Consider the following 14,041-nt stretch of genomic DNA (forward strand, 5'->3'; position numbering starts at 1 on the left):
GTGCCACCGGCCGGGGCGGCACCCGGCGCGGGCGGCGGCGACCGCCTATCGTGGCGGATCGTGACGAGCACCGAGGAACGACTGGCCGCGATCCGCGGCGGCGTGCCACCGAGGCGGCACAACGCGCGCACCATCGCCGCACTGACCGGCAACCCGGGCTGCACCCGGCGGGCCGTGCTGGACGGCGCGGGGGTGGACAAGCCGAAGCTGGCCGAGCGCATCGGATTTCCCGCCCGGTTCGGGCAGTCCCGGTTCGCCATCACCCGGGGCAACGCGTTCGAGGCGCAGGTCAAGGCCGACGGCGGGGCCGAGCTGCTGCGGCTGGTCGCCGAGCGGCTGGGCGTACCGGTGCCGGCGGCGGCGAGCTGGACGGACCTCGGCGACGGCGTCGAGGACGACACGGCCGCCCGGCACCGCCGCTCCGCCGCGCTGCTGACCGGCGCGACCCCCGGCGGGCCGGACGATGGCGCCGCGCTGTTCGACCACCCGCTGCTGGGTCTGGACGTCGCCGGCCGCCGGGTGCACCTGGAGCCGGACCTGGTCGCCGCCCGGCTCGCCGGCCGGTTCCACGTCGTCGAGATCAAGTCGTTCCCGGTGGTCGACGGCCAGGCCGACCCGGCCAAGGTGTCCGCCGCCGCGATCCAGGCCGCCGTCTACGTGCTGGCCCTGCGCGAGCTGCTCGCCGCCGCCGGCCACGACCCGGAGCTGGTGTCGCACGACGCGGTGCTGGTCTGCCCGCGCGACTTCGCCAACCAGCCGGTGGCCAGCCTGGTCGACGTGCGCAAGCAACTGCTGGTGCTGCGCCGCCAGCTCGACCGGATGGCCCGGGTCGACGCGCTGCTGGCCGCCGTGCCCGAGGATTTCACCGCCGACGTGACGGCCGAGCCCGCGGCGCTGCTCGCCGCGCTGTCGGGGGTGGCGGCCCGCTACGCGCCCGAGTGCCTGGCGGCCTGCGAGCTGGCGTACTTCTGCCGCACCGAGGCGCGTGGGCACACCGGGGCGCTGGGCCGGCCGGTCCGGGAGGCGCTCGGCGGGGTCGCGGAGGTCGACGAGGTGCTGGCCCTGGCCGCCGGCGAGCGCACGCCGGAGCCCGGGCAGGAGGAGGCCGCCGCGCTGCTGCGGGCCGCCGCCCGGCTGCGCGCCGACGCCCTCACCGGGACCCCCGCATGAGTACGCCGGCCGCCCGTCGCCACCATCCGGCCGATCCCTCGCCGCCCCGCGCCGGTTCACTCGCGAGGCCGGGGCGAGCGGCGCGGCCACCATCCGCCGCCGGCCGTGCGGGCAGGTCGGCGTGAGCACATTGCGCGCGTTCGCCCGGGCCCAGGCGCTCGCCGCCGGGGTGGCCCAGCCGGTGGCCACCGTCCGGCACCTGCACCTGGCCGAGCGACCGCTGGTGCTGGTGCCCCTGGCGATGGCCGGCGAGGCGAACGCTCCGCTGGCGGCGCTGGTCGGGGACGCCCCGGACGCGGCGCGGCTGCTGATCGTGGCGCAGCCCCGCAACCGCGACCAGCGGTTCGCGTTCGCCGCCGAGCTGGCCGGGATCGTGCTGCCCTACCTGGACGGGTTCCGGGGTGTCTCCGAGGCGGTGCCGGTCGACCGGGGCCGGGACGTGCGCTACCGCCACGTCGACGCCCCGCAGCTGCTGGTGCCGAACCCCGCCGGGATCACCTTCCTGCGGCTGCTCGGCCGCTCCACCCGCTTCCGCCGCCCCGACGGGGAGTACCCGGTGCACCCGTCGGTGCCGGTGCTCGGGCGCTGGCTGACCTTCTTCGCCGAGCGGGCCGAGCATCCCGGCTCGTCGGCGCTGCTGGCGATGACCGACGCGCTGGCCCTGCACTGGGCCACCGGGCAGAGCGTGGTGGAGGACCTGCACCTGCCGGCGCTGCTCGGCTGGATCGACCCGCCCGCAGGGCTCACCGGCGCCGAGGCGGCGGCCCGGGCCGAGGACCCGGCGACCTGCCCGCCCGCCGGCCCGGCCACCGACCCGGACTTCGACAACCGGTGGCTCGCCCCGGCCATCGCCGCGTACACCGACGCCGAGGACGACCCGGTCGCGCGCGCCGGGGCGTACGCGGAGCTGGAGGGGCTGCTGCGCGACCAGCTCGCGCCCACCTGGGAGCTGATGTGGCGCGGCGTGGGGCTGCTGCGTGGCCTGCCCCCAGGGGCCCGGGTGGCCGGCCGGTGGGACGGCGACAAGGACGCCTTCACCGGCTACGCCGAACACGTCGACTCCGGCGGCGCGCCGCAGCCCCGCCGCGACGGGGCGGTCGCCGCCGCCCAGCGGCTGCACCGGCTGGAACGGGCCCTGACCTCCTACGCGGTGCAGCGCGCCTACGACGACCCGCTGGTGATGGCGGAGCACCGGCTGACCGGTGAGGCGTTCGTCGGCGAGGTGACCCTGGCGGACCCGAAGCGGGTGGACGACACCGGCAAGCGGCCGGTGCTGCGCCCCCGGATCCAGCTGGTCACCACCGAGCCGGTGCTCGTGCCGGTCGGCGCGACGCTGTACTCGCCGGCCCGGCCGGCGCAGAAGGCCCGGGTGGTCTTCGTCACCCCGGCGGCGGACGGCAAGACCGAGGTCGTGCTGGAACTCTCCGGGGGGATGGGCCGGGGGCTGACCGCGCCGCCGGGCAGCGTGCCCGAGGTGGGGGAGCGGCTCTGCTACACGACCCTGTCGGACGCGTTCATGCCGGCGGGGGCGTTCCCGGCGGTCGATGAGACGCCCTGGACGCACGGCGGACCGCCGGTCGCGGCCAGCGACGAGGCCGGGAACGCGGACGACGATCCCGCGTCGGAGGGGCACTGACGACCCGCACCCGCCGCCCTCTTGTCCCGTCTCGGACGCCTATGCGCGCACGGGTCTCCCCGCCGTGGCAGCCCCGATAGCATCCACCGAGATCGAACCGGCTCCGGTCGGTTCGGGCAAGAAGCTGCTCAACTCACGGGGGATGCATTGTCAGTTCACCGAACGCGTCGATGGGGCGCCGCCCTGTTCGCCGCCACGGTCACAGCAGGCCTGCTGGGCGGCGCTTCCGCCCAGGCCGTCACGGGTGCCCAGCCGGTCCCGGACGGCACCTACCGGTTCAGCGCCAAGGTCACCTTCGGTGATCTCCGCGCCTGCTCGGGTGCGCTCGTCGACCAGGACTGGGTCCTGACGGCGAAGAGCTGCTTCGCCGAGGGCAGTGCACCGGTCGTCGCCGGCGCGCCCAGCCGGCCGACCACGGTGCTGGTGGGTCGCGCGGACCTCACCGGCACCGCCGGCCACCAACGTGCGGTGGCGGCGGTCGCCCCGCACCCGGACCGCAACGTCGCCCTGGTCCGCCTCGCCGCCCCGGTGACCGACGTGCCGCCGGTGACGCTCGCCAGCACGCCGCCGTCGGCCGCCGAGACGCTCAAGGTCACCGGCTACGGCCGGACGGCCACCGAGTGGGTGCCGGATCGCCTGCACCAGGGCTCGTTCACGGTGCAGGACGTCAACGCCACGTCGGTCGGCCTGCTCGGCGCGTCGGCCGGCGCGACGCTCTGCAAGGGCGACGCGGGCGGCCCGGCGTTCCGCGACGGGTCCGCCGAGTTGGTTGCGATCGTCAGCACCTCGTGGCAGAAGGGCTGCCTGGCCGAGACCGAGACCCGCGACGGCGCCACCGCCACCCGGGTCGACGACCTCGGACAGTGGATCCGCTGGCAGACCGGCGACGTCCACCTCTTCGCCATCGTGCAGGACGGCACCGCCTTCCGGCTGGTCTCGCACGCGCTCGACACGGCCGTCGACACGGTGCGGGCCACCCGCACCGCCGCCGCGGCGCTGCCCTTCCAGCCCAAGGCGATGGCCACGCTCAACGCGAACACCATCCTGATGACCGACCAGGTCGGCAATCTCCACCGGGTGGACGTCGCGGACGCGGTCGACCTGACCTACACGACGACGCCGCTCGGCGACGGCTGGGGCCACGACAGGCTCGTCTACGACGGGCACGGCTCGCTGTACGGCATCTTCTCCGGCTCGTCGTTGCGGCGCTACACGGTGACCAGCGCGAAGCCGACGGCGGCCGACATCGGCACCTACACCACGATCGGCAGCGGCTTCGGGCTGAAGACGCTCGCCTCGCCCGGCCCCGGCCGGATCCTCGGCACCACGACCGCCGGCTCCCTGCTCTCCTACCGGATCACTGGCAGTGGCCCGAACGCCTGGTCGCGTTCCGACCTGAAGACGACCGGCTGGGACCAGCCCACCCTCCTGACCTCGCCCGGTGGCGGTGTCTACTACGCCCTGCACCCCGTCGGGGGACTCCAGCGCTACCGCGACGCCAACCCGTTCGACGGCAGTGGCGCCGACCTCGCCTTCGAGGGCGCCCCCCGCGTCACGGACGGCGCGTGGAGCTCGCACCGGCTGATCTCCGCGCGGCCCTGGACCGGCGTCGTGTCCGTCTTCGGCACGGGGCCGGACGGGCGGTTGTCGCACACGACGGTCGACCCGGTGACCGGCGCCCGGCGGACGGTGGTCTCGGCGGGGACGCTCGGCTTCACCCCGAAGGCGATGGCCGCCCTCAACGCCGACACGGTCCTGGTGACCAGCACGGCTGGTCAGCTCTACCGGGTGGACGTCACCGGCACCGACCCGCTGACCTTCACCCGGACCGAATCCCTGTCCGGGGGTTGGACGCAGGACCGGCTGGCCTATGACGGGCACGGCTCGCTCTACGGCATCAACGCGGGCGCGGCGCTGCGCCGCTACACGGTGACCAAGCCGAAGCCGGCCTACGCCGACATCGTCAACCCGAAGTCGATCACCGGTAACTTCACGCTGACCGCCCTGGCCGCTCCCGGCCCCGGACGGATCCTCGGCACGACCAGCAACGGCAAGCTGCTGGCGTACGTCATCGACGCCGCCGGCGTGTGGACCCCGGAGGAGCTGGCCGCGACCGGCTGGGGCGACACGACGTCACTCTTCAGCCCAGGCGGCGGTCTCTACCACCGGCGGCTCTCCTCGGGGCAGGTCCTCACCTACCTCGACGCCAGCCCGTTCGACGGCAGCGGCGCGGACATCAAGCCCCACCTGCCCGACGCCCCGGCCAGCACGGGCTGGGACCCGATCCTGTCGGCCCGCCCGTACGACTCCTGGCCGGACGGCCGCCGCTGGTGACCGCCTGACCACCCTGCCGCAGTGACCGTGCGGGCCGCCCATCCTCGGGCGGCCCGCACGGTCGTTCCCGGGGGCGACACCCGGCGGACCGCCCCGGCCCCGGGGCAGGGAGGGCCGGTCCCCGGAAGCGCCGGCCGGCGGCACGGCCGGCGGCGCAGAATCGGGCTTGACCCTCACGTAACGGCAGGCGGGAGCCTCGGTGGCGGAAGGGAGGGAACCATGGCACACACGGTGGGACAGGTGGCGAAGGCGGCCGGCGTGACCGTGCGGACGCTGCACCACTACGACGAGATCGGACTGCTCTCGCCCGGCGGGCGCAGCGGCGCGGGCTACCGGCGCTACGACGACGCCGACCTGGAGCGGTTGCAGCACATCCGCTACTACCGGGAGCTGGGGTTCCCGCTGGAGGAGATCGCCGCGATCCTCGACGACCCGGCGAGTGACCCGGCGGCGCACCTGCGCCGCCAGCACGAGCTGCTGACCGTACGCATCAGGCGGCTCCAGGAGATGGTCACGGCGATCGAGTTCGCGATGGAGGCGAGCAGGTTGAACATCGGACTCACCCCGCAGGAGCGGTTCGAGGTCTTCGGCGACTTCGACCCGGACGCGCACGCCGAGGAGGCCGAGCGGCGCTGGGGCGGCAGCGAGGCGTACCGGGAGTCGAACCGGCGCGTGTCGCGCTACACGAAGGACGACTGGCTACGGAACAGGGCGGAGAACGAGGACTGGGGGCGGCGGTTCGCCGAGGTGATGTCCGCCGGCGCGCCGGCCGACAGCCCGGCGGCGATGGACCTGGCCGAGGAGCACCGGCAGTTGATCAGCCGCTGGTTCTACGAGTGCTCGTACGAGATCCACACCGGACTGGCCGACATGTACGTGGCGGACGAGCGGTTCACCGCGTACTTCGAGAGGATCAGGCCGGGGATGGCCGCGTACCTGGGCGAGGCCATCCACGCCAACGCCATCACCCGCGCCTGAGGCGCGCCGCCCCCGGAGGTCAGCAGTGCTCATCGTCGCCGGCAGTCTCTACGTCGACCCGGACCAGCGGGACGCCTACCTGGCCGACTGCGTGGAGGTCGTCCGGCAGGCGCGGTCCGCGCCGGGCTGCGTCGACTTCGCGATCGGCGCGGACCTCGTCGAGTCGGGCCGGATCAACGTCTACGAGCGCTGGGAGTCCGAGGAGCAGCTGCTCGACTTCCGGGGCTCCGGCCCCGCCGAGGAGCAGGCGGTGGCGATCCGCGGCGCGGAGGTGCACCGCTACCTCATCTCCGGGGTCGAGGCCCCCTGACGCCGCCCGCCGGGCGGCACAGTGTCCGGCAAGCCCCGGGCCCCGGGGTCACCGGTGCCGGCGACGCCCGGGCCGGTGTCGGCGCCCTACCGCGTCGGTGGCGCCGGTGCCGGTGCCGGTGTCGGCGGCAGGCCGGGGGCGAGGCGGCGCAGCGAGGTGAACGTGGGGATCAGCGCGTCGTAGAGCCCGGCGAAGAGCGGCAGCAGGGCGGCGTACGTGGCGGCGGCGGCCGGATCCGGGCGTGCCGTCTCCTCGATGCGCACCAGGTGGGCGGCGACCTCGATGGAGGGGATCAGCCCCAGCGCCTCCATGCCGAGCAGCGCCGCGCCGAAGCCGGAGCCCTCACGCGTGGCGGGGAAGTGCACCGGCATGCCGAGCACGTCGGCCAGCATCTGCCGCCACAGCGGGCTGCGCGCGAAGCCGCCGCTCGCGCGGATCTCCCGGACCTCGTTGCCGGCGGCCCGCACCGAGGCCAGCACCAGCGCCAACTGCTGGCAGACGCCCTCCAGCGCGGCCCGCACCAGGTGCGCCCGGCGGTGCCCGTTGGTCAGCCCCACGTACGCGCCGCGCGGCAGCGCGCTCCAGTGCGGGGCGCGCTCGCTGAGCAGGTACGGCAGCATGATCAGACCGCCGGAGCCGACCGGCGCCCGCGCGGCCTGCGCCAGCAGCTCCTCCTCGGCGTCCTCGCCCAGCTCCGGGGCAAGCGCCTCGCCGGTCCATTCCAGCACGACGCCGCCGTTGTTGATCGCCCCGCCGACCACCCAGCGGTGCTCGGTCAGCGCGTAGCAGAAAACCCCGCCGAGCGGGTCGACGCCGGGACGTTCCACCATCACCCGCATGGCGCCGCTGGTGCCGATCGTGCAGGCCATCACGCCCGGGGCGACCGCGCCGAGCCCCAGGTTGGCCAGCGGGCCGTCCCCGGCGCCGACGACCACCCTCGTGTCCCGGGGCAGCCCGGTCGCCGCGGCGGCCTCGGCGGTGAGGCCGGGCAGCACGGTGGTGGTGGGGACCAGCTCCGGCAACTGCTCGGCGCTGATCCCGGCGATCCCGAGCGCCTCCTCGTCCCAGGAGAGCTGGTGCAGGTCCATCAGCCCGGTGGCGGAGGCGACCGAGTGGTCGGTCACCAGCGCGTCGCACAGCCGCAGCAGCACCCAGTCCTTGATGCCCACCCAGTACGCCACCCGCCCGAACAGCACCGGCTCCTGCTCGGCGAACCAGAGCAGCTTGGGCAGCGGCGCCATCGGATGGACCGGGGTGCCGGTGCGGCGGTGCAGCGCCAGCCCGGACGGGACCGCGCGCAGCCGCTCGGCCTGCCGGCTGGCTCGCGAGTCGGCCCAGGTGACCGACGGGGTGAGCGGGTGGCCGTCCGCGTCCAGGCCGATCAGGCTGTGCATCGCCGTGCCGAAGGAGAGCCCGGCGACCGGCCGGTCCAGCTCCGCCACGACCGTGCGCACCGACTCCAGCACCGCCGCGTGGATGCGCCGCGCGTCCTGCTCCGCGTAGCCGGGGTGCGGCTCGTCGAGCGGGTAGCCGACCGAGTGGTGGGCGAGCTGGGCACCGTCCACGTCGTACGCGACCGCCTTGGCGCTGGTGGTGCCGATGTCGACGCCGATCACCACCGGGCGGAACGGTTCGCCCACCTGTCCCACCCCCTCGTCGACCCCGGGTGCCGCCGACGTTACCCAGCGTCCGGGTGGTCCGTAGGGGGAACAACCCGGTTTCCCGGTCAGGTCTTCCTCGGCACGCCCGCGCCCGGCGAGAATGCCGGTCGTGTGAACTTCTCACACGTCCACCGGACGGGAGGAAGTCCCGATGAGGCCAAGGCCGCTCTGCGCACTGGTCACCGCCCTCGCCACGGTCGCCACCACCGCGGTCGCCGGCGTTCCGCCGGCCGCCGCGCGGCACCGTGACGGCGGCTACTCGGCGGAGATCCGCCGGGCGTCGTACGGCGTCCCGCACATCACCGCCCGCACCTTCGCCAGCCTCGGTTTCGGCGTCGGCCACGTCCAGGCCGAGGACAACATCTGCGTCATCGCGGAGAAGGTCGTCACGGTCAACGCCGAGCGGTCCCGCTACTTCGGAGCGGCGAGCCCCACGGACGCGAACGTCCGCAGCGACCTGTTCCACCGCAAGGCGATCGACGACGGCACGGCGGAGCGGCTGCTGCAGGGGCCCCGCGACGGCGTGCACTCCCCGTCCGACGAGGTCCGGGACCAGATCCGGGGCTTCGTCGCCGGCTACAACAGCTATCTGCGCCGCACCGGCGCGGCGAATCTCACGGACCCGGCCTGCCGGGGCAAGCCGTGGGTGCGTCCGCTGACCGAACTGGACATGTGGCGCGCGAGCTGGGCCAGCATGGTCCGGGCCGGCTCGCGGGCGGTGCTCGACGGGATCGTCGCCGCCGCCCCGCCCACGGCCACCGGCCCGGCCGCCGCCCTCGACGCGCCGGGCGCCGCTGCGGTCCTCGCCGCCCGCGACGGTGCGCCCGCCGGAGTCGGCAGTAACGCGTACGGGCTGGGCGCGCGGGCCACCACGCACGGCGGCGGGATGGTGCTGGCCAACCCGCACTTCCCGTGGGAGGGCGCGGAACGCTTCTACCGGATGCACCTGAAGGTCCCGGGCCGCTACGACGTGGAGGGCGCGGCGCTGGTCGGCGACCCGATCATCGAGATCGGGCACAACCGCACGCTCGCCTGGAGCCACACCGTCTCCACCGCCCGGCGCTTCGTCTGGCACCGGCTCGCGCTGGTCCCCGGCGACCCCACCTCGTACTACGTGGACGGCCGGGCCCGCAAGATGAGCACCCGCACGGTCACCGTCCGGGTGCCCGCCCCGGGTGGCGGCACCGTGCCGGTCAGCCGCACCTTCCACGACACCCACTTCGGTCCGGTGGTCGTCGTCCCCGGCACCTTCGACTGGACCACCACCGCCGCGTACGCGATCACCGACGTCAACGCGACAAACAACCGGGCCTTCGACGGCTGGCTCCAGATGGGCCGGGCGAAGACGGTCCGCGAGCTGAAGCAGGTCCTCGACCGGCACCAGTTCCTGCCCTGGGTGAACGTGATCGCCGCCGACGCCCGTGGCGAGGCGCTCTACGCCGACCACTCGGTGGTGCCCCGGGTCACCGACGAGCTGGCCGCCGCCTGCATTCCCGCGCCCTTCCAGCCGCTCTACGCCTCCAGCGGCCAAGCCGTCCTCGACGGCTCCCGGTCGGCCTGCGCGCTGGGCCGCGACCGCGACGCGGCGGTGCCCGGCATCCTCGGCCCGGCCAACCTGCCGATCCGGTTCCGCGCCGACTACGTGACCAACTCCAACGACAGCCACTGGCTGGCCAACCCGGAGGCGCCGCTGGAGGGCTACCCGCGCATCATCGGCAACGAGCGCACCGAGCGCAGCCTGCGTACCCGGCTCGGCGTGGAGCAGGTGCGGGAGCGCCTCGCCGGCACCGACGGGCTGCCCGGGCGCGGCTACACCACGTCCCGGCTCTGGCAGACGGTCTTCGGCAACCGCGCGTACGGCGGCGAACTGCTCCGCGACGACCTGGTGGCGCTGTGCGCCGCGCATCCCACCGCGACCGCCTCGGACGGGACGACCGTCGACCTGCGCGGGGCCTGCGCGGCGCTGAAGGGCTGGGACCTGCGCGTCGACCTGGACAGCCGGGGCGCGCACCTGTTCACGGAGTTCGCCCTGTCGGGCGGCATCCGGTTCGCCGACGCGTTCGACGCCGCCGACCCGGTGCGCACCCCGGGCCGGCTGAACACCGCCGACCCGCGCGTGCTCACCGCGCTCGCCGACGCGGTCCGCAAGCTCGCCGGCATCCCGCTCGACGCGCGGCTGGGCGACGTTCAGACCGAGCCGCGCGGCGACCGGCGCATCCCGATCCACGGCGGACGCGCCGAGGCCGGCGTGTTCAACATGATCGTCAGTCCGCTGGTGCCCGGCGTCGGCTACCCGAAGGTGGTGCACGGCTCGTCCTTCGTGATGGCCGTCGAGCTGGGCCGCGACGGCCCCTCGGGGCGGCAGATCCTCACCTACTCCCAGTCGGCCAACCCGAACTCGCCCTGGTACGGCGACCAGACCCGGCTCTACTCGGGCAAGGGCTGGGACACCATCAAGTACACGGAGGCGCAGATCAAGGCCGACCCGAACCTGCGCACCTACCGGGTGGGGGAGGGCCGCCGCCACTGACCCGCCGTCCGTCGCGCCTGTCCGTCGCGCCTGTCCGTCGCGCCCGTCCGGTCACCGCGACCGGGCGGGCGCGACCGCGTTCACGGGTGCGCGGTTCGGGTGTGGTGCGCCTCGGGGTGGTGCGTGGCGGGCCACACCCCCGTCGGTGCCCACTCTCGCGTCCGCGCGCTGGCCTCCTTTCAGATCTTGGCGAGAAACGGCCCCTCCAGGGGCCCTCTCGTACCAAGATCTCCGCCGGCGGCCACCGACTACCGGGCGGGCCGGGTGGCGGCTGTTCGGTGCGGTGGGGTCCGCCGACGGACACGCCCGACTGATGCGAATCGGCTCGGCGAAATCCACCTATCGCCCGTTTTCACCCATCGTTCGGTCATTTTGCCCGTTGCGGCGTGTCCCTGGCGGCCGTTGTCACAGTTGACAGCTGTGACACCCCGGTTGGTGGCCTGCGCGGCGAAGGAGTCGGCGTGGCAAGGACTGATTCGACGGGTTCCACGTGGCGGTACCGGTGGGTGCACCGGCAGAACGAACGGCGGCGGCGGGAGTTCCGCAGCGCCGACAAGGCATGGCGACGACGCGACGACGAACTGCGCCGCCTGCGTACCCTCGCCGAGGAGTTCCAGGGCTCGGCCGCGGCGGGCGCCGGCCTGGCCCTCGAACTCGCGCCCGACGAGGTGGTGTTCTGGGTGCTGCCGGCCGCGCAGCTGGTGGAGGTACGACACACCACCGTGCTGCCCGCGCCCGACCTGACGGTCGCTCCGGCGGCCGCGCCGCCGCGCCCCCGCAGGCCGGACGGCGTCCGGGTCGCCGACGCCGGCATGGCGGTGATCACCAACCGCCGGCTGGTGCTGCTCGGCGGTCGCGGCCGGCGCGACTGGGCGTACGGGAAGATGACCGGCCTCGCCCACGACCCGCATGCGCCGGTTACCCTCATGCAGGTGCTGGACCGGCGGCGCACCTCCGGTCTGATGCTCCCGGCCGACGTCGCCGCCGACTTCCGGTTCAAGCTGACCCTGGCCTTCGCCGACGCCATCGAGCAGCGCGGCGCGGTGCTCGACCAGCTCGACGAGGCGATCGCCGAGCACGCGCAGCTCAAGCCGTTCCGGCCGCTGATCGCCACCCCTGCGCAGGCCCAGCCGTTCGCGTTCGTGCCCGGCGGCCGGCGCACCGTGGCCGTCGCCGCCGGCATCGCCCTGCTGGTGCCGGCCGCGCTGCTGGACACCGATCCCGCCGATCCGACCGGCTCCGAGGTCGCTGTCGCCGCCACTCCCGCGCCGGACGCCGCCGTCCCGCCGGTCGCCCTGCCGACCGCGCCGGCGAAGGCGCCGCCGGCCGCGTCGAAGCCGCGACGCACCGTCTCGCCCTCGCCGACACCCGCCCGCGAGCGGCTCTGCGGCGCCCCCGCCAACCCAATGGGGTACGACTTCTGCGGCGGCGACCGCATCCGCCGGCCGACGATCGAGATCTGCGACTGGTTCGACTGCGCGCCCGAGTTCTGGGCGGGCCGGGGCTACCTGGTGCAGTGCCGCGACGGCTCGGTCAGCCTCACCGGCGGGCGACGCGACGCCTGCGCCGCGCACGACGGGGTGCACCGCACGGTCTGGCGCTGATCGTCCCTCAGCCCGCCCGCCCCGGATGTCCCACCCCGCCGGGGGCCCGGGTCGCCCGGTGGCCCGGCGGGCCGGTGGTGCGGCGGCCCGGTGTTGCGGCGGCTCGGTGGTGCGGGCGGGTGCTCAGCGGAGGCGTTGCAGGGGGAGCAGGCCGGCGAGGATCAGCGCGGCGGCCAGCGGCAGCAGGTCCAGGTTCACGGCGATTCCCAGGAAGCCGAGCAGGACCGGTACGGGCACCCACGGCGGCAGCAGTCGGGGCCGGGTGGTCCCCGCCTGCACCAGCAGGACGAGGATGCCGACCTGGAACAGCAGCGGCCCCAGCACCATGGCCGGGTCGGGCAGCGGCGCGGCGTCGGTGAGGCCGGGGAAGAGGTCGCCGAGGATGACCCAGACGAAGGCGGCCACCCCGAGCAGGCCCAGCACGGCTGCGGCCTCGGTGAGCACCCGTCGCCGTGGCGCGGCGGCGAGCAACCGTCGGCGCAGGCCGACGACCAGCACGCCGAAGAGCAGGATCCCGACGAGGAAGAAGGTGTGGCCGACGTTCCAGGCCCAGCCGTCGCCCCGGTCGCCGTCGAGGCCGTCGACCAGGCGGAGCAGGCCGTAGAGCAGCAGGAGCGCCGGGCCGCCGACGGCAGCCGCCGGCACGAGTCTCGCTGACGTCCGCGCATCGGTGTCGGTCATCCGTCCAGCATCGTCGCGTGACGGACCGTGCTCCATCCGGGACTTCCCGTACCGGCCCCCGACCTGAGCACCCCGAGCGCAGGCCGAGGGATCGTGGGTGGCGCGGCCGGCGCATCATGTTCCCTGTGATCAACCTGAGGGGCGACCGGCGTCGCAAGAAGAAGAAGGACTGGTTCGACAACTGCGACGCGTGCAACTGCAACATGCCCAGCTGCGACGTGCCCTGCTGCGACCTGGGGCTCTTCTCGTTCCTGCTCACCCTCGGGGCGCTGCTCGCCCGGCTCGTGGCGCCCGGCCGGGCGTCGACGACGCCGACCGCTGCCGCCGGGCGGGCGCCGCTGGTGGACCGGGCCGGGCGGGCCGCGATCCTGGGCTACCGGCGCTGGCTGTCGCACCGCTGGCCCGGGCAGTGCCGCTTCACCCCGACGTGCAGCGCGTACGGGCTGGCCGCCGTGGAGCGGTACGGGCTGGCCGTCGGCGGGCGGATGGCCGCCGATCGGCTCCGCCGCTGCCGGCCCGACGTGCCGAGGGGCACCCACGACCCGGTGCGCTGACCGGCACCCGCCTCCCGGTGCGCTGCCCGCAGGGTGCCCTGACCTGCGTGGATGCCTCATCAGCACCCTCCGGGATCGGTCATGATGGCAGCATGGAGATCCGCTCCGACGACGGCGCCCGGGTCAGGATCCGGCCCGTGGGCTACCAGCCCGGGGTCGAGCCGCCGGACGACCCGGGCGAGGCGGCGGACTGGGACGACTGGCTGCTCGTCGAGACGGACGCCCGCACCGCCGACGGGCAGGCCTGGTCGCACCTCGAACCCTGCCTGACGGTGGCCGAGGCGTACGTGCTGGCGGGCTGGCTGCGGCAGCAGGCCGAGACGACCGGCGACCCGGCGGAGCCCTCGGCGGTGGCCCGCTTCACCGAGCCGAACCTGGCCTTCCGCACCCGGGTGCTGCGGCGCCGCCGGCTGGCGCTGACCGTCGAGTTCGCGTACGAGTCCCTGCCGCCGTGGATGCGGCGGCAGCCGCCGGGCGCGGTCTACCCGCTGACGCTCACCGTCTCCGCCGACGCCCTCTCCGTGGCCGCGGAGCAGTGGGCGCGGGAGGCCGACGGGTACCCCCGCCGGGTCGCCTCCTGACG

At 74.9% G+C, this 14,041-nt stretch carries 11 protein-coding genes; 9 read left to right on the plus strand and 2 right to left on the minus strand.

Features of this window, described 5'->3' with window-relative positions; translation table 11 throughout:
• The first annotated feature begins 60 nt into the window (after positions 1-60).
• The 5 genes from ACLQ22_RS02765 (at position 61) to ACLQ22_RS02785 (ending at position 6,428) form a co-directional block, all read left to right on the plus strand.
• Positions 61-1,170 carry a hypothetical protein gene (locus ACLQ22_RS02765; protein WP_425690895.1) on the plus strand — a complete coding sequence of 370 codons (1,110 nt, stop codon included), beginning with the start codon at positions 61-63 and terminating at the stop codon, positions 1,168-1,170.
• 121 nt (positions 1,171-1,291) lie between these two features.
• Entirely contained in the window at positions 1,292-2,806 is a 1,515-nt protein-coding gene (locus ACLQ22_RS02770) for a hypothetical protein (protein WP_425690896.1), read from the plus strand.
• A 147-nt stretch (positions 2,807-2,953) separates the two neighbouring features.
• The gene (locus ACLQ22_RS02775; RefSeq protein ID WP_425690897.1) at positions 2,954-5,140 is read left to right on the plus strand and encodes a trypsin-like serine protease; all 2,187 of its coding nucleotides are present in this window, start codon (positions 2,954-2,956) and stop codon (positions 5,138-5,140) included.
• Positions 5,141-5,359: 219 nt separating this feature from the next.
• The gene (locus ACLQ22_RS02780) at positions 5,360-6,118 is read left to right on the plus strand and encodes a MerR family transcriptional regulator (RefSeq protein ID WP_425690898.1); all 759 of its coding nucleotides are present in this window, start codon (positions 5,360-5,362) and stop codon (positions 6,116-6,118) included.
• A gap of 25 nt (positions 6,119-6,143) precedes the next feature.
• The gene (locus ACLQ22_RS02785) at positions 6,144-6,428 is read left to right on the plus strand and encodes a putative quinol monooxygenase (RefSeq protein WP_425690899.1); all 285 of its coding nucleotides are present in this window, start codon (positions 6,144-6,146) and stop codon (positions 6,426-6,428) included.
• A gap of 86 nt (positions 6,429-6,514) precedes the next feature.
• Here the strand turns inward: ACLQ22_RS02785 and ACLQ22_RS02790 are convergent, their stop codons facing one another.
• On the minus strand, positions 6,515-8,068 hold the full coding sequence (locus ACLQ22_RS02790) for a gluconokinase (protein WP_425690900.1): 1,554 nt from the start codon (positions 8,066-8,068) through the stop codon (positions 6,515-6,517).
• A 172-nt stretch (positions 8,069-8,240) separates the two neighbouring features.
• Here ACLQ22_RS02790 and ACLQ22_RS02795 point away from each other — a divergent pair, with 172 nt between their 5' ends.
• Together ACLQ22_RS02795 and ACLQ22_RS02800 are read left to right on the plus strand one after the other, a co-directional pair.
• Entirely contained in the window at positions 8,241-10,619 is a 2,379-nt protein-coding gene (locus ACLQ22_RS02795) for an acylase (RefSeq protein ID WP_425690901.1), read from the plus strand.
• A gap of 461 nt (positions 10,620-11,080) precedes the next feature.
• On the plus strand, positions 11,081-12,223 hold the full coding sequence (locus ACLQ22_RS02800) for a hypothetical protein (RefSeq protein WP_425690902.1): 1,143 nt from the start codon (positions 11,081-11,083) through the stop codon (positions 12,221-12,223).
• 123 nt (positions 12,224-12,346) lie between these two features.
• On the opposite strand, the gene ACLQ22_RS02805 is transcribed toward ACLQ22_RS02800, so the two are convergent.
• Positions 12,347-12,904 (minus strand): hypothetical protein, encoded by a 558-nt coding sequence (locus ACLQ22_RS02805; protein ID WP_425690903.1) that lies wholly within the window; start codon positions 12,902-12,904, stop codon positions 12,347-12,349.
• Positions 12,905-13,020: 116 nt separating this feature from the next.
• Here ACLQ22_RS02805 and yidD point away from each other — a divergent pair, with 116 nt between their 5' ends.
• Both yidD and ACLQ22_RS02815 read left to right on the plus strand, forming a co-directional pair.
• Positions 13,021-13,458, plus strand: coding sequence for a membrane protein insertion efficiency factor YidD (gene yidD, locus ACLQ22_RS02810; protein WP_425690904.1), 438 nt, complete (start codon positions 13,021-13,023; stop codon positions 13,456-13,458).
• Between the two features lie 92 nt (positions 13,459-13,550).
• Positions 13,551-14,039, plus strand: a complete 489-nt coding sequence (locus ACLQ22_RS02815) for a WapI family immunity protein (RefSeq protein ID WP_425690905.1) — start codon at positions 13,551-13,553, stop codon at positions 14,037-14,039.
• Positions 14,040-14,041: the final 2 nt, after the last annotated feature.

The sequence above is a fragment of the Micromonospora sp. DT178 genome (assembly GCF_049841695.1).
Classification (GTDB): domain Bacteria; phylum Actinomycetota; class Actinomycetes; order Mycobacteriales; family Micromonosporaceae; genus Micromonospora.